We start from the raw sequence: 21,351 nt of genomic DNA, 5'->3' as shown, positions 1-21,351 counted from the left end.
CCCGTCTGCTATCGGTCCCCGAATACGGTGCGGTGCCAGTCCTTGCGGGCAACCGCGGTGTTGTCGAACATGACGTGCTTGATCTGGGTGTATTCCTCGAACGAATAGGCGGACATGTCCTTGCCGAAGCCGGAGGCCCGCAATCCGCCGTGGGGCATCTCGCTGATGATCGGGATGTGGTCGTTGACCCAGACGCAGCCCGACCTGATCTCGCGGGTCGCGCGGTTCGCCCGGTAGACGTCCCGCGTCCAGGCGGAGGCGGCGAGGCCGTAAGGGGTGTCGTTGGCGAGCCGGATGCCGTCGTCGTCGTGGTCGAAGGGCAGGACGACGAGCACGGGCCCGAAGATCTCGGACTGGACGATCTCGCTGTCCTGCGGTGCGTCGGCGATCAGGGTGGGCCGATAGTACGCGCCGTCCGCGAGCTCGCCCCCGGGGGCCTCCCCGCCGGTCACCACGCGCGCGTAGGCACGTGCCCGGTCGACGAAGCCGGCCACGCGGTCCCGCTGGACGTGCGAGATCAGCGGGCCGAGGTCGGTGCCGGCGGCGAACGGGTCGCCGAGCCGGACGGTCTCCATCAGGGCGGCGGTCCGTGCGACGAACTCCTCGTACAGGGGCCGTTGCACGTACGCGCGGGTGGCGGCCGTGCAGTCCTGGCCGGTGTTGATGAGGGAGCCCGCGACCGCACCGTGGACGGCCGCCTGAAGGTCCGCGTCGTCGAAGACGACGAAGGGGGCCTTTCCGCCGAGTTCCAGGTGGAGGCGTTTGACGGACGCGGTGGCGATCTCGGCGACCCGCCCGCCGACCGAGGTGGAACCGGTGAAGGAGGTCATGGCCACATCGGGGTGGCCGACGAGATGCTCGCCGGCCTCCTTGCCGGTGCCGGTGACGATGTTGACGACACCGGCCGGGATACCCGCGTACGTGGCGGCCCGGGCGAACAGCAGCGAGGTCAGCGGGGTCGGCTCGGCCGGCTTCAGGACGATCGTGTTGCCCGCGGCGATCGCCGGGAGGATCTTCCAGGCGGCCATCTGGAGGGGGTAGTTCCAGGGCGCGATGGAGCCGATGACGCCGATGGGTTCACGGCGGATGTAGGAGGTGTGGTCGCCGGAGTACTCACCGGCGGACTGGCCCTGCAGGTGGCGGGCGGCGCCGGCGAAGAAGGCGGTGTTGTCGATCGTGCCGGGCACGTCGAACTCCCGCGTCAGCTTCAGCGGTTTGCCGCACTGGAGCGACTCGATGCGGGCGAAGTCCTCGGCGCGGTCGGCGAGGACGGCGGCGAAGCGGTGCAGTGCGTCGGAGCGTTCGCCCGGGGTCGCGGCGGACCACTCGGGGAAGGCGGCGCGGGCGGCGGCCACGGCGCGGTCGACGTCGTCGGTGCCGGCCAGTTCGTAGGTGTACACCTCGGTACCGGTCGACGGGTCGATCACCGAGTGCGTACGGCCCGAGGTGCCCGTGGCCGGCCGGCCCGCGATGTACTGGGCACCGTCCGAGAAACGTTCCCGTAGATCGTCCGGCGCCGTCAGGCGGGGGCCGGCGTTGCCCGGGTTCTGCATGTCGCTCTCCTCCGCCGCCGGCCCGCGGGCGGCGCGGGGGCTGGCGTAGCTTCGGCTCGATGTGAGTGCCGATCCTGACAGAGGGAGGGCGGCCCAACAAGTGATTCCGTTGTTGCCTTTTGGTTACGCGACGGAATCTGTCGACCAGGTGTCGAGTGTGACCCGTAAAGGGGGGACGGAATGTCAGTGGCGCCTGCCAGACTCGGCGGCATGGAGAAGACCGGTTCTTGGGATGCCCTGATCAGGGAGGTCCGCGCGGGGGCGAGGATCAAGTACCTCCACTTCTGGGGCCACCGGCCGCGCGCGGACGGACGGGTCGGGGCGAGCTGTCTGAGCCAGTGGTGGCCGTCGCCGTTCACGGTGGACGGCGTGGAGTACGCGACGGCGGAGCACTGGATGATGGCGTCGAAGGCACGGCTCTTCGGCGACGCGGAGGCGGAGCACAAGGTGCTTCAGGCGCCAAAGCCCGCGCTCGCGAAGAAGACGGGACGCCTGGTGCGCGGCTTCGACGAAGCGATATGGGAGCGCGAGCGGTTCGGCATCGTGGTCGAGGGCAGCGTGCACAAGTTCGCCGCGCACGACGGGCTGCGGGACTTCCTGCTGGGCACCGGGGAACGTGTGCTGGTCGAGGCGAGCCCGCTGGACCGGGTGTGGGGCATCGGGCTCGCGGCGGACGACGAACGGGCGGCGGATCCGCAGCGGTGGCGGGGGCCGAACCTGCTGGGGTTCGCGCTGATGGAGGCGCGGGAGCGGCTGGCCGCGGGTCGGGGGGTGTCCGGTGGCTCAGCCGGCGGCGCCCGTCACCAGTGAGGTCGAGTAGCCGTCGTCGGTGCCCGTCCACGGATCGTCGCTGCTGTGGTCCGGGACGGCGAGGAGGACGACGATCAGGACGGCGCTCAGGACGAAGCCGACCGCTCCGCAGATGAGGCCGGCCAGGGCCATGCCTGCGTTCGTCGCCTCGCCCCGGCGCGCCCTGCGGCGGCCGATGACGCCGAAGATCACGGCGAGCACGGCGATGACCAGGGCGATCGGCCAGAGGCAGAACACGACGAGGGAGATCACGCCGAGCACGAGCGAGGCGATCCCCATGCCGTTGCTCGGCGGGAGGGGCATACCGGGCCAGCCGTAGGCGGCGCCGTGGGGGCCGTAGGGCGCTCCGTAGCCCGGATGAACGGGGTACCGGGGACAGCCGTAGGCCATCTGCCCCGGGCCTTCGGGACCGATGGGGGGCGGCGGCACGGGTTCGTCCGGGGCGGGGGGCGCGGGAGCGAAGGGGTTGCCGGGAGCTGCCGGGCCGGGGCCCGGTGCGGCGTAGGGGTTGGTCCAGGGGGCCTGGGGCGGGATGCCCGGCAGGGCGGGACCCGGCGGCGGGACGGCCGCGGGCCGGTCCTGCACGGCGGGGATGCCCTGGCCGGAGGCCCCGGGGCCCTGGGGTTCCACCGGGGGTGCCCACGGGTCGCGGGCGGGCTTGTCGAGCCGCACCGCGGAGGGCAGGTCGCCGGGGGCACCCGGCATCCGGCCGCCCGCACCGTCCGAGGCGTCCGGTGCCTGGCCGCCCCCCGCCCCGCCGCTCCCGGGGCCCGGGGAGGCCCACGGGTCCGGTGCCGCGTCCTGAGGTGCTCCCGGACGCCGGGCGTCATCGGACATGCGTGGGTCCCCCTCTGTCGAATGTGCCGTCATGCTACGGGCCACGTCTCCCCGACCCGGCCCGCGCCCTACGATGATCCCGCACGTCACCGATCAGCCGATCACCCGCGTCCCGACCGGGCCACCGCCGCCCGACGCCGGGACGCCGTTCCCGGGGAGGAACCTTGACCGACCACCGCGACACCCCCGCCGTGCGCGACCTGCACGCCTTCATCGCCGGGCTGCCCAAGGCCGAACTGCACGTGCACCACGTCGGCTCCGCCTCCCCCCGCATCGTCTCCGAACTGGCCGCCCGCCACCCCGACTCCAAGGTCCCCACCGACCCCGAGGCCCTGGCCGACTACTTCACGTTCACCGACTTCGTCCACTTCGTCGAGGTGTACCTGTCGGTCGTCGACCTGATCCGGACCCCCGAGGACGTCCGCCTGCTGACGTACGAGATCGCCCGTGACATGGCCCGCCAGCAGGTCCGTTACGCGGAGCTGACCATCACCCCGTACTCGTCCACCCGCCGCGGCATGGACGAGCGCGCGTTCATGGACGCCATCGAGGACGCCCGCAGGGCCGCGGAGGCCGAGCTCGGGACGGTGCTGCGCTGGTGCTTCGACATCCCCGGCGAGGCCGGGCTCACCTCGGCCGAGGAGACGGTGCGCCTCGCCACCGACGACCGGCTGCGGCCCGAGGGGCTCGTCTCGTTCGGGCTCGGCGGCCCCGAGATCGGCGTACCGCGGCCCCAGTTCAAGCCCCACTTCGACCAGGCCACAGCGGCCGGTCTGCACTCCGTGCCGCACGCGGGCGAGACCACCGGGCCCGAGACGGTCTGGGACGCGCTGAACGAGCTGCGCGCCGAACGCATCGGGCACGGCACCAGCGCCGCCCGTGACCCGAAGCTGCTGGCCCACCTCGCGGAGCACCGCATCCCGCTGGAGGTCTGCCCGACCTCCAACATCGCCACGCGCGCGGTCCGCTCGCTCGAGGAGCACCCCATCAAGGAGTTCGTGCGCGCCGGGGTCCTGGTCACCGTCAACTCCGACGACCCGCCGATGTTCGGCACCGACCTCAACAACGAGTACGCGGTCGCCGCGCGGCTCCTCGAGCTCGACGAGCCGGGTCTGGCCGCCCTCGCCAGGAACGCGGTCGAGGCGTCGTTCCTGGACGAGGCCGGCAAGGCGAAGCTGACGGCCGAGATCGACGACTACACCTCGGCGTGGCTCGCCCCCTGACGCCCAGCACAATGAACCCCATGCGTACCGTGACCGCCGTGGCCCATCGCGGCGACCCCTACCGCCACCGTGAGAACACGCTCGACTCGCTGCGTTCCGCGCTCCACCGTGGCGCGGACGCGGTGGAGATCGACGTACGGCTCACCCGGGACGGCGTGCCCGTGCTGCTGCACGACGGGACGCTGAAGCGGCTGTGGCAGCAGGACCGCCCGCTGGCGGCGCTCTCCTCGGACGAGGTGCGGGGCCTGACGGCGGGCGGTGTGCCGACGCTGGCGGACGCGCTCGCGGCGACCGACGGCAGCCGGGTGTTGATCGACCTGCCGGGCGGCCCCTCGCCCCGAGCCGTACGCCGGGTCGTCGGCGTCGTCCGGGACTGCGGGGCCGCCGAGCGGGTGTACTACTGCGCGGGCGCCGGGACCATGTTGGCGATGCGCGCCGCCGACCCCGCGGCGGAGATCGCCCTGACCTGGACGACCCTGGCCCCGCCGCGCCCCGCGCTGCTCGACGCGCTGCGCCCGCGCTGGCTCAACTACCGCTTCGGCCTGGTGGACCGGAACCTGGCGGCCCGGGTTCACGACGGCGGCCATCTGCTGTCCGTGTGGACCCCCGACACCCGCCGGTCGATGCGGCGCCTCCTCGACCTGGGCGTGGACTCCGTCACGACGAACCGCGTCGACGCGCTGCGCGCGGTCCGCGGGCACTGAGAGCCCCGCCCGTCGCGCCGGGCCGGCCGCCGCCGTGACGTTGCGGACCGCCGTGGTCGCCGGCTTCGTCGGCCGCACCTCGGGGATGCGCCACGGGCCGTGGCCGTGCCGCCGAAGCCCGTCTGGCGCAGCACGCGCGTACCGCATCGACACGCTGCATGCGCTGCGCGGGCCGGCGGACGGCTACACGCGCGAGCGCTGAGGGACCGTCGCCGGGTCGGCCGGGTACGAGCGGGTGGCGTACTGGGGCACCGGTGCGGTGTCCTTGCCGTCGTCGCGGACCAGGCCGTAGCGGATCGCGCCCTGGGCGGGCCCGGTCGTGATGTCCTTGTGGGCCTCGTCCCAGCTGGACGGGAAGACGATCAGGCCGTAGTCGCAGCCCCGTTCGTTCTGCGTGAGGGTGACGGAGCCGTCCAGGTAGAAGTACTCGTTCTGCCACATCTGCTGGGCGCCGGCCGGCAGGAGGGCGTACCCGATGGCCGGTCCGCCCATCCCGGTGGCGTATCCGTTCGGGCTGCCCGGCAGGGGGTCGTCCATGCGGCGGCCGCCGCCCGAGGCGACGTGGAAGAGCTTGCCCTTCAGAGCGGTCCAGGCGGGCATGACCAGCGCGCCCGGCCGGTTCTTCGGGGAGATCTGCCACCGCACCAGGACATAGCCCCGGCCCGTGAGCGTGACGCCGTCCCCGCGGTGCTGCAGGACGGCCTTCGGGCCGCCGCTGCTGGTGATCCCGGACTCGGGGCGGTGCGGCAGCACCCCGGGCGGGGTGTTCGCGGGGGGCGCGCTGTCGACGGAGTCGACGACCGTGCCGTACAGGTCCGTCTTCTTCGTCGGCGGTGAGGGGCTCACCGTGGACGGTGAGGGCAGTTCGCTCGGCGGGGTGTGTGCGCGCGGTCGGGCCGTGCTCGCCGCCGTGGGCGCGATCCGGGGGGCGGGCGGCGCCGGTGGGGTCCGGGTCACGACGTACGCGCCGCCCGCGACGATCGTCGCGCCCGCCGTGGCGACCACGGCGGGCTTGGTGAGCGCGCCGAGCACCTTGGCGGACCAGCCGACGGAGGCGGCCGCCACGGAGGTCTTGCCGCCGAGCGCCAGCGACAGGGCGAAGCCCGCCGGGACGGGGACGAGCGCGATCCCGGCGAGCAGCCGTTCGGCGGGTACGACGGCCTTCTCGGTCCCGGCGCAGACCGGGCAGTCGCGGACGTGCCGGGCCAGCCGCTTGCGCCACACGGAGCCGGGCCGGCCGTCCCAGCGGGCGGTGACGGCGGCCAGCCGGGGGCAGTCGCCCTGCAGGGCCCGTACGATGCCGCGCGCCACCTCCAGGCGCGCCTTCATCCGCTGCACCCGGACGGCGGCGTGCTGACGGCTGATGCCGACGGCGGCGGCCAGCTCGCGGCGGGTGAGTTCGCCCGCGACCTCCAGCCACCACAGCGACAGCAGCTGCCGGTCCTCGTCGTCGAGCCAGCGCACCGCCTCCGCGACCTCCCGCCGCTGACCCTCCAGCTGCAGCCGCAGCACGGTGAGTTCGGCGAAGTCCGCGGCCCGGTCCCCCGCGTCACCGGACAGCGGCTCGGCCGTCCGGCGGCGCGCGCGGTCCCGAATCTGCCGCATGGCGATGGCGACCAGCCAGGAGCGGAAACTGTCCGGATCACGCAGCGTACCGAGGTTGCCGACGGCGCGCAGCATCGTCTCCTGCACGACGTCGTCGACGTCGGCATGACCGTTCAGCGCGCGGCCGACGATGTTGTAGACGAGCGGCAGCCAGCCCGCGACCAGCTCGTCCAGCGCATTCCGGTCACCGGCCTGCGCCGCCGCGATGGTGGAACGCCACTGCCGGGTGTCCACGTCCGTCCTCTCCCTGGTCGTCGTACCGCCCTGCGGACGTACAGTCTCAGCCACGGCCGTGACCCAGGGGGCGGGCGGGGTCGGTACGGTCGCCGTGCCCTTGACTCACGTGTGCGCTCCTCCGCGTCGGGATCAGGGGGCGCTGAGGGAGACGGAACGGCGGGGGCCGGGATAACAGTTTTTCGGGGCGACGAGGAGCACACGCGGCACCGGACGGAGGGGCACTGCGGGGACGGCCCGGAGGACGGTCACCGGCAGGGGCCGCGGTGCGGGGCCTGCCGGACGCACCGCGGCCCCGGACGGGAGTCCCGCCCGGGGCCGTGTGTGCGCGCCGGTGCCGAAAGGGCTACGCGTCCAGCGACGTCATCACGTGCTTGATCCGCGTGTAGTCGTCGAAGCCGTACGCCGAGAGGTCCTTGCCGTAGCCGGACTTCTTGAAGCCGCCGTGCGGCATCTCCGCGACCAGCGGGATGTGCGTGTTGATCCACACGCAGCCGAAGTCGAGGGCCTTGGACATGCGCATCGCGCGCGCGTGGTCCCGGGTCCACACCGAGGAGGCGAGGGCGTAGTCGACGCCGTTGGCGTACTCGACGGCCTGCTCCTCGCCGGTGAAGGACTGCACGGTGATGACCGGGCCGAAGACCTCGTTCTGGATGATCTCGTCCTCCTGCTTGAGGCCCGAGACGACGGTCGGGGCGTAGAAGTAGCCCTTGTCGCCGACCTGGTGACCGCCGGCCTCGACCTTGGCGTGGGCGGGGAGGCGCTCGATGAAGCCGGCGACCTGCTTGAGCTGGTTCGGGTTGTTCAGCGGACCGTAGAGCACGTCCTCGTCGTCCGGCTGCCCCGTCCTGGTCTCCGAGGCGGCCTTGGCGAGCGCGGCCACGAACTCGTCGTGGATGGACTCGTGGACCAGGACGCGGGTCGCTGCCGTACAGTCCTGGCCGGCGTTGAAGAAGCCCGCCACCGAGATGTCCTCGACGGCCTTGGCGATGTCGGTGTCCTCGAAGACGACGACCGGCGCCTTGCCGCCCAGCTCCAGGTGGACCCGCTTGAGGTCTTTGGACGCGGACTCGGCGACCGACATGCCCGCGCGGACCGAGCCGGTGATGGAGGCCATCGCCGGGGTCGGGTGCTCGACCATCATGCGGCCCGTGTCGCGGTCGCCGCAGATGACGTTGAAGACGCCCTTGGGCAGGATCGAGCCGACGATGTCGGCGATCAGGACCGTGGACGCCGGAGTGGTGTCCGACGGCTTCAGCACGACCGTGTTGCCCGCGGCGATCGCCGGGGCGAACTTCCACACGGCCATCATCATCGGGTAGTTCCACGGCGCGACCTGCGCACAGACGCCGACCGGCTCGCGGCGGACGATCGAGGTCATCCCCTCCATGTACTCGCCGGCCGAACGGCCCTCGAGCATCCGGGCCGCGCCCGCGAAGAAGCGGATCTGGTCGATCATCGGCGGGATCTCCTCCGACCGGGTCAGCCCGACCGGCTTGCCCGTGTTCTCGACCTCGGCCGCGATCAGTTCCTCGGCGCGCTCCTCGAAGGCGTCAGCGATCTTCAGCAGGGCCTTCTGCCGCTCGGCGGGCGTGGTGTCGCGCCAGCCCGGGAAGGCCGCCGCGGCGGCCGCCATCGCGGCGTCGACGTCCGCCTGCCCGGACAGCGGGGCGGTCGCGTACGCCTCACCGGTCGCGGGGTTGACCACCTGGGTGGTCCGTCCGTCGGCGGCGTCACGGAATTCGCCGTCGATGTAGTTGCGCAGACGACGCAGCTCGGTGCTCACTGCGGGCCCTCCAAGTTCGGGTGTCCAATCGCTGAGACACCCACCCTAGTCCGTAGCCCGACGTTTTCAACACCCTGGATTGCGCCAGTACTGCGAAATCCGCAGACTCACATCAGGAAAACAACGAATTTCATCGATCCCGCCTTGCGGAACTGTCGATACGTCGTGCACAGTGAGGTTGTGGCCAGTCGAAGCGCAGACCCGAGAGACTCCCGCGAGTCCAAGAACGGCACATCCCAGCTGGACGCCGTCTCCCTCGCCATCATCGAACAGCTCCAGGAGGACGGCCGCCGGCCGTACGCCGCGATCGGCAAGGCCGTCGGCCTGTCCGAGGCGGCGGTGCGCCAGCGCGTCCAGAAGCTGCTCGACCAGGGCGTGATGCAGATCGTCGCCGTCACGGACCCGCTCACCGTGGGCTTCCGCCGGCAGGCGATGGTCGGGGTGAACGTCGAGGGCGACGTGGAGTCGGCGGCCGACGCGCTGGCCGCGATGGACGAATGCGAGTACGTCGTGATGACCGCGGGCTCCTTCGACCTCCTGGTGGAGATCGTCTGCGAGGACGACGACCACCTGCTGGAAGTCATCAACAAACGCATCCGGGCCGTCCCCGGAGTGCGCTCCACCGAGAGCTTCGTCTACCTCAAGCTGAAGAAGCAGACCTACATGTGGGGAACCCGATAACCGTGAGGACCCGATAGCCGTGAGTACCAAGGACCTCAGCAAGACCGCGTACGACCACCTGTGGATGCACTTCACCCGCATGTCCTCGTACGAGAACGCGCCCGTCCCCACCATCGTCCGGGGCGAGGGCACCTACATCTACGACGACAAGGGCAAGCGCTACCTCGACGGTCTCGCCGGTCTCTTCGTGGTCCAGGCCGGCCATGGCCGCACGGAGCTGGCGGAGACGGCGTTCAAGCAGGCGCAGGAACTGGCGTTCTTCCCGGTGTGGTCCTACGCCCACCCCAAGGCCGTCGAGCTCGCGGAGCGGCTCGCCGACCACGCCCCGGGCGACCTGAACAAGGTCTTCTTCACCACGGGCGGCGGCGAGGCGGTCGAGACCGCCTGGAAGCTCGCCAAGCAGTACTTCAAACTGGTCGGCAAGCCCACCAAGCACAAGGTCATATCCCGCGCGGTCGCCTACCACGGCACCCCGCAGGGCGCCCTGTCCATCACGGGCCTGCCGGGCCTGAAGGCCCCGTTCGAGCCGCTGGTGCCGGGCGCGCACAAGGTCCCCAACACCAACATCTACCGCGCGCCGATCTTCGGGGACGACCCGGAGGCCTTCGGCCGCTGGGCCGCCGACCAGATCGAGCAGCAGATCCTCTTCGAGGGCCCGGACACGGTCGCCGCGGTCTTCCTGGAGCCGGTGCAGAACGCCGGCGGCTGCTTCCCGCCGCCGCCCGGCTACTTCCAGCGGGTGCGCGAGATCTGCGACCAGTACGACGTACTGCTGGTCTCGGACGAGGTCATCTGCGCCTTCGGCCGCCTCGGCACGATGTTCGCCTGCGACAAGTTCGGCTACGTCCCGGACATGATCACCTGCGCCAAGGGCATGACCTCGGGCTACTCCCCGATCGGCGCGTGCATCGTCTCCGACCGCCTCGCCGAGCCCTTCTACAAGGGCGACAACACCTTCCTGCACGGCTACACCTTCGGCGGCCACCCGGTCTCCGCCGCGGTGGGCCTGGCCAACCTGGACCTGTTCGAACGCGAGGGCCTGAACCGGCACGTGCTGGACAACGAGGCCGCGTTCCTCTCCACGCTGCAGAAGCTGCACGACCTGCCGATCGTCGGCGACGTCCGCGGCAACGGCTTCTTCTACGGCATCGAGCTGGTCAAGGACAAGGCGACCAAGGAGTCCTTCGACGAGGAGGAGACCGAGCGCGTCCTGTACGGCTTCCTGTCCAAGGCGCTCTTCGACAACGGCCTGTACTGCCGCGCCGACGACCGCGGTGACCCGGTCGTCCAGCTCGCCCCGCCGCTGATCTCCAACCAGGAGACCTTCGACGAGATCGAGCAGATCCTGCGTGCCACGCTGACGGAGGCGTGGACCAAGCTGTAGCCCTCCGAAGACCCCTGTGCGCCCCGGGCGGCATGCCGCCCGGGGCGCACGGCTTCGTCAGGCCGGCGGTCTACCGGTCAGATGATGGTGTTGTAGATGTTCCAGCCGGGACCGATGCTGCTCCGCGAGCCGTACGGCGACGTCGCGTTGCCGGTGCCGGGGTAGAGGTACAGGTTCCCGGAGGAGTCCCGGGCGACGAGGTCCGGCTTGCCGTCACCGGAAAGGTCACCGGGGCCGACCATGGTGTAGCCGCCCCACCCGTAACCGGCCTTCACACGCGGCCCGAAGGGCGACGTGGGGCTGCCGGTGCCCGGGTAGACGTACAGGTTCCCCGAGGAGTCACGGGCCAGCAGGTCCCCCTTGCCGTCACCCGTGAGGTCGCCGCCGTTGACCATGGTGTAGCCGCCCCAGCCCCAGCCGGCCTTGATGCGCGGCCCGAAGGGCGACGTCGTGCTGCCCGTGCCCGGGTAGACGTACAGGTTCCCCGAGGAGTCACGGGCCAGCAGGTCCGGCTTGCCGTCACCGGTCAGGTCCCCCATGCCGAGCATGGTGTAGCCACCCCATCCGTAACCGGCCTTCACACGCCCCTTGAAAGGAGCCGACGGGTTGCCGCTGCCCTGGTAGTACCAGAGGTTGCCGGAACCGTCACGGGCGACCATGTCACCCGTGCCGTCGGCGTGGAAGACCGACATCGGCGTCATGGCGTCGTAGCCGCCCCACCCGTAGCCGATCTTGTACCGCGACAGGAACGGCGACGACGCCACGCCCGTGCCCTGGTACTGCCACAGATTGCCCGAGCCGTCGCGGGCGATGACGTCCTGCCGCGCCGAGGCGGCCGGGCCGGGCACCGCGGAGACGACCTTGACATCCGCCGAACTCAGGTACGCCAGGCGGTGGTTGTAGCGGATCGGGTAGTAGGTGGTGGTACCGCTGATCACCGTTCGGTCGTGCGGGGCACTGCCGTCGTACGTGGTCGAGCGGTAGTAGCCCGACGTCTCCTTCGCGATGGCGACGTACGACTGCCCGGCGGGGATCGTGTACTTGGTGAGCGGCGTCACCGGCTGCGCGGTGAGGTCGCTCGGGTACGCGCTCGCCTCCGGGTAGGCGCGGCCGTAGACCGGGATCGAGGCGGCCCCGTCCTTTGCGGTGACCACCGTGAACGCGGAGGTGTCGGAGACCGGAACGGTGTACGAGCCGTGCGGGTTGTAGAACCACGCCTTGACGCCGCCGTACCAGATCGCGGTCCAGTCGCCCTGTTGCGCGGCCACCACGAAGTCCTGGCCGGCGACGGCCTTGTCGCTCCAGTCGGAGGCGCCGGTCGAGCCGGAGGAGAAGTACGGGTTCGTGATCAGCGAGGAGCTGCTCGACGGCCCGGTGCGCAGATAGACGAAGTCGGCGGGCTGCGCCGACTGCCCGGTGACGGGCGGTTCGTACGACGTGCTGAACGGCGGCGCGATCCGCACCACCTCGCCGGCGACGAGCGGCGAGCCGGCCGGGTTGCTGTTCGCCGGAGCGCCGAGCAGGGACATGTAGTGGTTCCAGTCCCAGTAGGTGCCCGGGTCCCAGTGCATGCCGGCGACGTACGCGTCGAGCGGGCCCGGGACGTCGTCGTGGCCGATGATGTGCTCGCGGTCGAGCGGGATGCCGTACTTGCCCGCGAGGTACTTCACCAGCGCGGCGGACGACTCGTACTCCGACTCGGTGTACCAGCTTCCGCCCTGGAGCGCGTAGCCCTCGTGCTCGATGCCGATGGCGTGCTGGTTCACGTACCAGTTGCCCGCGTGCCAGGCGAGGTCGGCGTTGGGCACCATCTGCGTGACCAGTCCGTCCGAGGAACGGATCACGTAGTGGGCGCTGGCTCCGGCGGTCGGGTCCTGGAACTCGCTGACCGCGGCGGAGTAGGAGCCCTCGGTGTCGTGGATGACGATGTAGTTGATGGCGTCGCCGTCCGTGGGCCGGTTGGCGATGTCGTAGTTGCCGTACTGCGTCTTGTCCGTGGCGCTGGTCTGCTGGTACCCGGCGGGTACGAAGGTGCACGCCAGGGCGGACGGGCACTCCGGGGTCGGGGTGTCGGTCGCCGTGGCGGCCGTGGCGGTGGTGTAGCTCGCGCTCGTCGCGGTGGCGTAGCCGGTGTGCGCGGTGCCGGTGGTCGGGTACGCAGCCGTGTCCGCGTGCGGCCTGAGCCCGGGCCGCGCCTCGAGCGTCACCTGCTGGCCGTCGGCGGTCACCCGGCTGATCCCCGTACGCATGTGGGCGTAGACGCGCTGCGCGAACTGCGCCGCGCCCTTGCTGTCCGGCGACTGGCTGTAACGTTCCACCGCCGCGTACCACTGCGCCGGGTCGCTCGGCAGCCCGCCGGTCGCCGAGCGCTCGTACTGGGCCAGCAGCGCCGCACCTCCGCGCACGCTCTGCCTCATGTCGGTGCGCAGTGATGTCGCCGGTTCACCGAGGAGCTTGGCCGCCCGGTCCAGTGTGTGCAGTGCGGGTGCGTCGGTCCGCACGGCGCCCACGGCGGCCAGCACGTGCTTCGACGGGTGGAAGGCGCCCCGGCGCTCCTCGCCGCGCAGGTCCAGCTCACGCATGCGCTCGCTCGGCGAGGGCCGGCGCACATCGGTCGAGGCCACCTGCGTCAGGCCCATGACATTGAAGTTGCCGGTCATGCTCGGCCGGCCCGCGTGGGTGTCCCAGCGGCTCTCCTGGTACGCCACCGCCATCAGCACGCTCTGCGGCACGTGGAACTCGCTTGCCGCCGACGCGAATTCGCTCTGCAGGGCACTGGGAGCGACCGCCGCCGGGCGTGAGCCACCCGACTGGCCGGCCTGCGCCACGGCCGCGATTCCCACCGCGGCCAGCGCGAGCGCGCCACCGGCAGCCATTCCCACCCGCACCCTTGACCGGCGGTGTTTTCGCTGCTTGCGATTCAAGGACCGTTTCCTCTTCTGGCCATGCGAAGGCCGATCACGGGGGGTGGCACGCGGACGTTAGCAGGGAAGACGGCCGCCCACACAACGGGGGGGCGAACAGTGACCATTTGCGTCGGTTTCACCGGACGGATCGTCCTCCCGGATGATCAACTACGGCTCGGAGCGCCCGTTCGAGTGAGAAACGGGCGTCCCGGGCCGTTCGCTGTCCACGCTGCCGGGTGCCGCCTGCTTAGCGTGCGAGGTGACCGATCGCCCTTGCCATCGTTCGCCCGAACGGGTCCCCCGGACGGGGATCGGCACGGGAAAACGGATCAGAACCGAGGTGGTACGCGATGGTGGCCCCGCCGGACAACGACGTGCTCTGGGCACGCGCCCTGCACTTCCAGCACAACGGCTCACCCGCGCTGCGCGGGGTCTCCCTGGGGGTGCGCGAGGGCGAGATCCTCGCCGTCACCGGCCCACGCGGCAGCGGCAAGACGACCCTGCTGCAGTGTCTGGCGGGACTGCTGCCCGCCCAGCGCGGCGAGGTCTGGTTCAACAGCACCCCTGTGCACACCATGGGCCCGCTCACCCGCGAGAGGCTGCGCCGCGACCGGTTCGGCTGGATCGACCCGGCACCGATGCTCGTCCCCGAGCTGAACGCCTGGGAGAACGCGGCGCTGCCACTGATGCTGCGCGGCACCAGCCGCCGACGAGCCAAGACCGCCGCCATGGAGTGGCTGGAACGCCTGGACATCGGCGACGGCGCCCGCAGGCGTCCCCACGAGCTGACCCAGGCACATCGGCAGCGCATCGCCGTCGCCCGGGCGCTCGCCACCTGCCCGACGGTGCTCTTCGCGGACGAGCCCACCGCCTCCCTGCACCACGCCGACGGCGTCCATGTACTGCGCACGCTCACCACGGCGGCCCGCTCGCACGGCATCACCGTCGTCATCGCCACGCACCCCGCCCAGGCCGCGGGCCTCGCCGACCGGACGGTGTCGCTGCTCGACGGGCGGCGCGTCAACACCGTCCATCTGCCGCCGGTGTCCGAGACGGAAGGCCGTCAGACGTGCTCGCTCTCCGCCTAGCCCGCGGGGCGCGTCCCCTGGTCCAGTTCCGTCGACTGCTGGTCGTGGCGGCCTCGGCGGGCACGGGCTTCCTGCTGCTGTGCACGCTGGGATACGCGCTCGGGCATCCGGAGGCGGCGGACGGCTCCGCGCTGCGGCTCGCCTGGTGCCTGGCGCCCATCGCGGCCACCGTGTACCTGGCCCTCGCCGTCGCCCGCACGGACCCGGGGACCCGTCCGCGGTCCGGTCTGGCGGCGATCGGTCTCGGCCCGGCCCGGCTGATGGTCCTGTCGGCGACGACCACGGCCTTCACGACCGCGCTCGGCTCGCTGCTGGCGCTGCTGGCCTTCCTGCACCTGCGCGGCGACCCGACGGGGATGCCGTTCGACGGCGCGGCGGCGGACCTCCTCGCCGCCGACCGGCCGCTGCCCGTGCCCGCGGCTCTCACGCTGCTGGCGCTGGTGCCGTTCACGGCGTCCGTGGCGACCGCGGTGGCGCTGCGCCCGCGGGGCGAACGGCCACCGCACGGCGGCGACGCCGACCCGGGCGCCGACGACTCCGGCGAGGTGCCGACCGGCGATCCGCTGCCGGAGCCGCACACCGCCCACCGGCCCACCCCCGCGGGCCTGCCCTGGGGTGTGGCCGCGCTCGCCGGGGGGTTGGCCGTGGAGACGCACGCGGGCAGGCCCGGCGGAATGCCGGGTGCGCCCCTGCCCGGTGGGCTCGCGGGCGGACCGGTGGCGGTGCTCGCGGGATGGGCGCTGACCGCGCTGGGACTGGCGCTGGCCGGGCCCGCGCTGACGCATCTGTGCGGCTGGCTGCTGCAGGCGGTGCGCCCGGGTGCCGTGCGGTTGCTCGCCGGGCGCGGTCTGCAGCAGGAGGCACGGCGGATCGGCCGGCCGCTGGGGGTGGCGTGCGCGGTGGCCTCGGGCTTCTACGCGATGGCGGCGCTGTACGCAGGCATGCGCCCGTCCCCGGGGCCTCTCACGACGCTGGGCGCGGTGGTGGTGGGGGGATGCGCGATCGCGACGCTGGCGACGGCCGCCGTCGAGGCGAGGCAGGCGCGTACCGACACGGTCGCCGCGCTGGTGCGGCTGGGCGCCCCGGCCACCGTGCTGCGCACCGCGGCACTGCTGCGGGTGGGTGCTCTGGCCGTGGTGTTCACGCCGGTGACCTGGGCGGTCGCGGAGCTGGCGGCGTCGCCGCTGACGGGCTGAGAAGATCCCGGAAGATTTTTCGGCGCCCGGCGATGAGTTCGGCGCCGGCGCGCGGTCCATCTCTGCGTACGGTTCCTCCGCGACGCCGAAAGAGAGACCGCCCATGTACCAGCAGATGATCTTCGTGAACCTGCCCGTCACCGACCTCGAGACGTCGAAGAAGTTCTTCACGGAGCTGGGCTACACGATCAACCCGCAGTTCACGACGGACGACTGCGCCTGTGTGGTGATCAGCGACACCATCATCGCGATGCTGCTGAGCCACCAGCAGTACGCCGGCTTCACCAAGAAGGAGATCGCGGACGCCACCAGGACCAGCGAGGTGCTGCTGTGCCTGAGCGCCGAAAGCCGCGAGAAGGTCGACGAGTTGGTCGACCGGGCGGTCGCCGCGGGGGGCACGGTGTCCGGGGAGACGCAGGACTACGGACACATGTACGGCCGCGCCTTCGACGACCCGGACGGCCACACCTGGGAGGTCATGTGGATGGACCCGGCGGCCGTGCAGGGCTGAACGCGCACAGGTGACGAGGGCGCCCCGGCGGGAAATCCGGAACAGTTCTACGAATTTCAAACACAGGGACGGTTAATGAGCAGGCAAAGACGTCCGTCATGCCGGACACCGGCGTTGACAGCACTTAGCTGACGCTTATAAACCTGTGAGCCTCACGGGGATGTTGTGGTGACAGTGCAACACCCCCCGAACCCCCCGCAGTTGCACATCCCGTGAAGGGCAATCGTGTCCATATCCTCCCGCACCGCTCGAACGGCGCGCGTCCTCGGCGTCGCCTCGGCCTCCGCCGCGCTCGCGCTCGGCGTCGCCGGCAACGCGCTCGCCTGCAACATCCGTGACTTCTCGGCCGTCGCGTCCTGCGACGGAGGGAAGGGCGTCATCACCGTCACCGACAAGGACGCCTCGCGCAAGGAGGCGACCGTCGGCGTCTACCTGGAAGAGAACGGCGCGGACGCGAGAAAGGTCGGCGAGCAGCTGGTCACCGGCTCCAAGGACGGCGCGATCGTCACGTTCTCCGAGAACTGGACCGCCAACGCCAAGTACCGCGTCCACATCGCCGTCGACGGCATCCTCAACCAGGACCTGGACGTCCTGACCACGCCGTCGAAGGCCTGCGCCGCCCCGGAGACCACCCCTCCGGCCTCCGCGACCCCGAAGCCGTCCGACACCCCGGCTCCGGCCCCGTCCTCCTCCTCGCCGGCCACGCCGTCGCAGGCGGAGAGCACGGCCCCCGCCACCACCGTGGACAACTCGCCCTCGCCCGCGGCGGGCAGCTCCAACCTCGCCGAGACCGGCGCCAGCTCCAGCACACCCATGATCGCCGGTATCGCCGGCGGCCTGGTCGTCATCGGCGGCTGCGCGGTGTTCTTCGGCATGCGCCGCCGCGGCTCGTCGAAGACGAACTGACACCTCGTCACCGGCTGCACACGAACAGGCGGTCCGTCCCCGTCCGGGGGCGGACCGCCTTAAGTCGTGCGTCCGCGTTTCCTAGGAGGACGGGCCCGTGAGCACGACGACGTCGCTCGCGTCGAACACGACCCCGACCTCGTCCCCGGGCTCCGGAGCCGACCGCAGCGGGCAGGCCGCCTCCAGGGCGGGGGCGTCTTCCGGCTGCAGGCGTACGGTGACGTGGGTGCCGCGGAAGGTGCGGCCGGTCACGGTGCAGCGCAGGCCCTCGGTGGCGGGTGTCAGCCGCACCCCCGCGGGGCGGACCAGCAGTGTGCCGGGCCCCTGCGGAGAGCCTTCCGGCACCGGGAGCTTTCCCCACGGGGTGTCCGCGGCCTCGCCGGCGACGGTCGCCTCCGCCACGTTGTCGAAGCCGAGGAAGCGTGCCACGAACTCGTTCGCGGGCCGCTGCCACACCTCCAGGGGCGTACCGGACTGGGCGATCCGCCCCTCGCGCATCACCACGACCCGGTCGGCGAGCGCGAAGGCCTCGCCCTGGTCGTGGGTGACGGCGAGCACGGTCGTGCCCAGACGTCCGAACAGGTCGCGCAGTTCGACGACCAGCCGCTCACGCAGCGACCGGTCGAGCTGACCCAGCGGCTCGTCCAGCATCAGCAGCCGTGGCCGGGGCGCGAGGGCCCGGGCGAGCGCGACGCGCTGCTGCTCACCGCCGGACAGCGCGGCCACTGCCCTGCGCGCCGCACCGGGCAGCCCCACGAGGTCGAGCAACTCGCCCACGCGGTCCTCCCGTTCGGTGCGCGCGGCACCGCGCATCCGCAGCCCGAAGGCGACGTTGCCGCCCACGTCCCGCTGCGGGAACAGCTGGTGGTCCTGGAACATCAGCCCCACCCCACGCCGGTGCGCGGGCACTCCGTCCAGGTCCCGGCCGTCGAGGAACGCCCGCCCCGCGTCGAGGGATTGCAGCCCGGCCACGGCCCGCAGCAGCGTCGACTTGCCGCTGCCGCTCGGCCCCAGCACACACACGATCTCGTGCTCGGCGACCTCCAGCTCCACGCGGTCGAGCACCGCCCGCCCGTCGAAGCGTACGGTCGCGCCTTCCAGCCTGAGCATCGTCAGAACTCCCCTGCCTGATCGGTCCGCAGCCTCTCCAGAACGCCCAGCGCCACCGCGCACACCACCATCAGGATCGTCGACAGCGCCATCGCCTGCCCGTAGTTGAGATCGCCGGGCCGCGCGAGCAGCCGCGCCACGGCCACCGGCAGCGTCGGGTTGTCGGGTCGCGCGATGAACACGGTCGCCCCGAACTCGCCCAGCGACACGGCGAAGGCGAACCCGGCCGCGATGAGCAACGCCCGCCGCGCGATCGGCAGGTCGACCTCGCGCCACACCCGCCACGGCGACGCCCCGAGCACGGCGGCCGCCTCCCGCAGCCGTTCGTCCACGGCCCGCAGGACGGGCAGCATCGTGCGCACCACGAAGGGGGCGCCCACCAGCGCCTGCGCGAGCGGCACCAGGATCCAGGAACCGCGCAGGTCCAGCGGCGGCTTGTCGAGCGCGACGAGGAACCCGAAGCCGACGGTCACCGCGGACACGCCGAGCGGCAGCATCAGCAGCGCGTCGAAGCCCCGTACCAACCGGCCGGCGTCCCTGCGGGCGAGGGCCGCGGCCGCGAGCGATCCGATGAGCACCGCGATCAGGGTGGCGGCGACGGCGTACTGGAGGGAGTTCACGACGGCGGCGACGGGCGGGACGAGGAAGGTGCTGTCGTCGCTGCGGGTCAGCGCCTTGTAGTAGGCGAACCCGGGCGCGTCGAGCGAGCGTTGGACGAGGACGGCGAGCGGCAGCACGAGCAGGAGGGCGACCGTGGCGAGGACCGTGCCGAGCAGCGCCCACTGACCGGCCCCACGCGGCCTGCGTGCCGTGCGCGACGCGTCGACCAGCTTCAGCGCGCTCTCGCGGCGGCGCACGGTCCAGCCGTGCACCAGAAGGACCGCGCCCACGGCGAGGAACTGGACGACCGTCAGCACGGCCGCGGTCGACAGGTCGAAGATCTCCGAGGTCTGCCGGTAGATCTCCACCTCGAGGGTGGAGAAGGTGGGGCCGCCGAGGATCTGCACCACACCGAAGGAGGTGAAGGTGAACAGGAACACCATCAGCGCGGCGGCGGCCACCGCCGGTGCCAGCGCGGGCAGCGTGACGGTCCGCCAGGCCGCGCGCCGGGAGGCGCCCAGCACGCGTGCGGCCTCCTCCTGGCGCGGGTCGAGCTGCGCCCACAGCCCGCCGACCGTGCGGACGACGACGGCGTAGTTGAAGAAGACGTGGGCGAGCAGGATCGCCCACACGGTGGTGTCGAGCCGAACGCCCCACAGGTCGTCGAGGAGTCCGCCGCGACCCACCAGCGCCAGGAACGCCGTGCCCACGACGACCGTCGGCAGCACGAACGGGACGGTGACGACCGCGCGCAGCAGCTGCCTGCCCGGGAAGTCGTACCGCGCGAAGACGTACGCGCCGGGCAGCGCGATCAGCAGGGTCAGGGCGGTGGACGCCAGCGCCTGCCAGGTCGTGAACCACAGCACGTGCCGCATGTCCGGCTCGGCGAGCACGTCCAGGATCCGCCCGAGCCGCCAGGCCCCGTCGGCCTTCAGACCGAGTGCGACGATCGCGGCCACGGGGTAGGCGAAGAAGACGGCGAAGAACGCGACGGGCAGGGCCGTCAGCCCGAGCCGCGTCGCGTTCCCCCGCCTGCGCCGCGTCACTTCAGTACGAGCGACGTCCACGACTTGACCCACTGGTCGCGGTTGGCTGCGATCTTCGTGGGGGCCATGGTCTCGGGGTCCTGGGCCGCGGGTCCGTACTCGGTGAACTCAGCGGGCACCTTCGCTCCCTTGACCACCGGGTAGACGAACATGTTGAGCGGCATGTCCTCCTGGAACCTCCTGGTGATCAGGAAGTCGAGGAACGCCTTGCCGCCCTTGGTGTTGTGGGCGCCCGACAGCAGACCGGCGAACTCGATCTGACGGAAGCAGGTGCCGGTGGCCACACCGGTCGGCGCGGTCTTCGGGCGCGGCTGGGCGTAGACGACCTCGGCGGGCGGCGAGGAGGCGTAGGAGACGACGAGCGGCCGGTCCCCCTTGGCCTTCCTTCCGCCGGCGGAGCCGGAGAACTCCTGGTTGTAGGCCTGCTCCCAGCCGTCGACCACCTTCACACCGTTGGCCTTGAGCTTCTTCCAGTAGTCCTGCCATCCGGTGTCGCCGTACTTGGCGGCGGTGCCGAGCAGGAAGCCGAGCCCGGGCGAGGAGGTGGAGGCGTTCTCGGTGACGAGGAGGTTCCTGTACTGGGGCTTGATGAGGTCGTCGAAGGAGGACGGCGGGGTCAGTTTGTGGTCGGCGAAGTACTTCTTGTCGTAGTTGACGCAGATGTCGCCGTAGTCGATGGGCGTGACCCGGTGCTTGTCCCCGTCCAGCCGGTACGGGGCGCCCACCTGGTCGAGGCCCTTCGCCGCGTACGGCTGGAACAGACCGTTGTCCAGCGCCCGCGACAGCAGCGTGTTGTCGACGCCGAAGAAGACGTCGCCCTGCGGGTCGCCCTTGGTGAGGATCGCCTTGTTGACGGCCTGGCCCGCGTCGCCGTCCTTGAGGACCCTGACGGTGTAACCGGACTCCTTCTCGAACGCCGCGATGACGCTCTTGGAGGCGGCCCATGAGTCGTGGCTGACGAGGGTGACGGTCCTGGAGTCGCCGCCGCTTCCGCTCCCGCTGCCGGAACCGGACGATCCGCACGCGGACAACGTGACCATGCCCAGCCCGGCGACGACGGCCGCCCACTGCTTACCGGTGATGCTCAACTGGATTCCTCCTGGGGGTGACCAGGAAGAGACGCGGCCCTGCCCGGGACCTTTGGACGGTTCCCGGGCAGGGCGCAACAGCT

The 21,351-nt window shown here is 71.6% G+C and carries 17 protein-coding genes; 9 read left to right on the top strand and 8 right to left on the bottom strand.

Going from position 1 to position 21,351, the window contains the following annotated elements; genetic code table 11:
* Nucleotides 1-8 precede the first annotated feature (8 nt).
* Nucleotides 9-1,553, bottom strand: coding sequence for a gamma-aminobutyraldehyde dehydrogenase (locus tag AC5WS8_RS22040; protein WP_496105157.1), 1,545 nt, complete (start codon nucleotides 1,551-1,553; stop codon nucleotides 9-11).
* A 180-nt stretch (nucleotides 1,554-1,733) separates the two neighbouring features.
* Between AC5WS8_RS22040 and ybiA the strand changes: the two genes are divergently transcribed.
* Nucleotides 1,734-2,363: a riboflavin biosynthesis intermediates N-glycosidase gene (ybiA, locus tag AC5WS8_RS22035; RefSeq protein ID WP_496105156.1), complete on the top strand. Its 630-nt coding sequence runs from the start codon at nucleotides 1,734-1,736 to the stop codon at nucleotides 2,361-2,363.
* On the opposite strand, the gene AC5WS8_RS22030 is transcribed toward ybiA, so the two are convergent.
* Complete coding sequence (locus tag AC5WS8_RS22030; protein ID WP_496105155.1) at nucleotides 2,337-3,200, bottom strand: DUF4190 domain-containing protein; 864 nt, start codon at nucleotides 3,198-3,200, stop codon at nucleotides 2,337-2,339. The genes ybiA and AC5WS8_RS22030 overlap by 27 nt on opposite strands.
* Before the next feature lie 164 nt (nucleotides 3,201-3,364).
* Here AC5WS8_RS22030 and AC5WS8_RS22025 point away from each other — a divergent pair, with 164 nt between their 5' ends.
* Nucleotides 3,365-4,423 (top strand): adenosine deaminase, encoded by a 1,059-nt coding sequence (locus tag AC5WS8_RS22025; protein WP_496105154.1) that lies wholly within the window; start codon nucleotides 3,365-3,367, stop codon nucleotides 4,421-4,423.
* Nucleotides 4,424-4,443: 20 nt separating this feature from the next.
* Nucleotides 4,444-5,127, top strand: a complete 684-nt coding sequence (locus AC5WS8_RS22020; protein WP_496105153.1) for a glycerophosphodiester phosphodiesterase — start codon at nucleotides 4,444-4,446, stop codon at nucleotides 5,125-5,127.
* Between the two features lie 183 nt (nucleotides 5,128-5,310).
* On the opposite strand, the gene AC5WS8_RS22015 is transcribed toward AC5WS8_RS22020, so the two are convergent.
* Nucleotides 5,311-6,966, bottom strand: a complete 1,656-nt coding sequence (locus AC5WS8_RS22015) for an RNA polymerase sigma factor (RefSeq protein ID WP_496105242.1) — start codon at nucleotides 6,964-6,966, stop codon at nucleotides 5,311-5,313.
* Between the two features lie 346 nt (nucleotides 6,967-7,312).
* Entirely contained in the window at nucleotides 7,313-8,752 is a 1,440-nt protein-coding gene (locus AC5WS8_RS22010; protein ID WP_496105152.1) for a gamma-aminobutyraldehyde dehydrogenase, read from the bottom strand.
* A 165-nt stretch (nucleotides 8,753-8,917) separates the two neighbouring features.
* On the opposite strand from AC5WS8_RS22010, the gene AC5WS8_RS22005 reads away from it, so the two are divergent.
* Nucleotides 8,918-9,433 (top strand): Lrp/AsnC family transcriptional regulator, encoded by a 516-nt coding sequence (locus AC5WS8_RS22005; RefSeq protein WP_496105151.1) that lies wholly within the window; start codon nucleotides 8,918-8,920, stop codon nucleotides 9,431-9,433.
* 19 nt (nucleotides 9,434-9,452) lie between these two features.
* The gene (locus tag AC5WS8_RS22000; protein WP_496105150.1) at nucleotides 9,453-10,817 is read left to right on the top strand and encodes an aspartate aminotransferase family protein; all 1,365 of its coding nucleotides are present in this window, start codon (nucleotides 9,453-9,455) and stop codon (nucleotides 10,815-10,817) included.
* Between the two features lie 77 nt (nucleotides 10,818-10,894).
* On the opposite strand, the gene AC5WS8_RS21995 is transcribed toward AC5WS8_RS22000, so the two are convergent.
* A complete protein-coding gene (locus tag AC5WS8_RS21995; RefSeq protein ID WP_496105149.1) occupies nucleotides 10,895-13,693 on the bottom strand; it encodes an N-acetylmuramoyl-L-alanine amidase in 2,799 nt (932 codons plus the stop codon).
* 380 nt (nucleotides 13,694-14,073) lie between these two features.
* On the opposite strand from AC5WS8_RS21995, the gene AC5WS8_RS21990 reads away from it, so the two are divergent.
* From AC5WS8_RS21990 to AC5WS8_RS21975, 4 genes are all read left to right on the top strand, one after another.
* The gene (locus AC5WS8_RS21990; protein WP_496105148.1) at nucleotides 14,074-14,811 is read left to right on the top strand and encodes an ABC transporter ATP-binding protein; all 738 of its coding nucleotides are present in this window, start codon (nucleotides 14,074-14,076) and stop codon (nucleotides 14,809-14,811) included.
* The gene (locus AC5WS8_RS21985) at nucleotides 14,793-16,007 is read left to right on the top strand and encodes a hypothetical protein (protein ID WP_496105147.1); all 1,215 of its coding nucleotides are present in this window, start codon (nucleotides 14,793-14,795) and stop codon (nucleotides 16,005-16,007) included. The genes AC5WS8_RS21990 and AC5WS8_RS21985 overlap by 19 nt, the downstream gene beginning before the upstream one ends.
* Nucleotides 16,008-16,110: 103 nt before the next feature.
* The gene (locus AC5WS8_RS21980; protein WP_496105146.1) at nucleotides 16,111-16,518 is read left to right on the top strand and encodes a VOC family protein; all 408 of its coding nucleotides are present in this window, start codon (nucleotides 16,111-16,113) and stop codon (nucleotides 16,516-16,518) included.
* Between the two features lie 225 nt (nucleotides 16,519-16,743).
* Complete coding sequence (locus AC5WS8_RS21975; protein WP_496105145.1) at nucleotides 16,744-17,424, top strand: LAETG motif-containing sortase-dependent surface protein; 681 nt, start codon at nucleotides 16,744-16,746, stop codon at nucleotides 17,422-17,424.
* An 81-nt stretch (nucleotides 17,425-17,505) separates the two neighbouring features.
* Here the strand turns inward: AC5WS8_RS21975 and AC5WS8_RS21970 are convergent, their stop codons facing one another.
* Genes AC5WS8_RS21970 through AC5WS8_RS21960 form a run of 3 tightly spaced genes read right to left on the bottom strand, consistent with a single transcriptional unit; the run spans nucleotide 17,506 to nucleotide 21,220 of the window.
* Nucleotides 17,506-18,534, bottom strand: a complete 1,029-nt coding sequence (locus AC5WS8_RS21970; protein ID WP_496105144.1) for an ABC transporter ATP-binding protein — start codon at nucleotides 18,532-18,534, stop codon at nucleotides 17,506-17,508.
* A gap of 2 nt (nucleotides 18,535-18,536) precedes the next feature.
* Nucleotides 18,537-20,201 (bottom strand): ABC transporter permease, encoded by a 1,665-nt coding sequence (locus AC5WS8_RS21965; RefSeq protein ID WP_496105143.1) that lies wholly within the window; start codon nucleotides 20,199-20,201, stop codon nucleotides 18,537-18,539.
* On the bottom strand, nucleotides 20,177-21,220 hold the full coding sequence (locus tag AC5WS8_RS21960; RefSeq protein ID WP_496105241.1) for a thiamine ABC transporter substrate-binding protein: 1,044 nt from the start codon (nucleotides 21,218-21,220) through the stop codon (nucleotides 20,177-20,179). Before AC5WS8_RS21960 ends, AC5WS8_RS21965 begins: the two co-directional genes overlap by 25 nt.
* Nucleotides 21,221-21,351: the final 131 nt, after the last annotated feature.

The organism is Streptomyces sp. PTL18, assembly GCF_059510295.1.
This window is presented reverse-complemented; position numbering and strand designations above follow the sequence as displayed.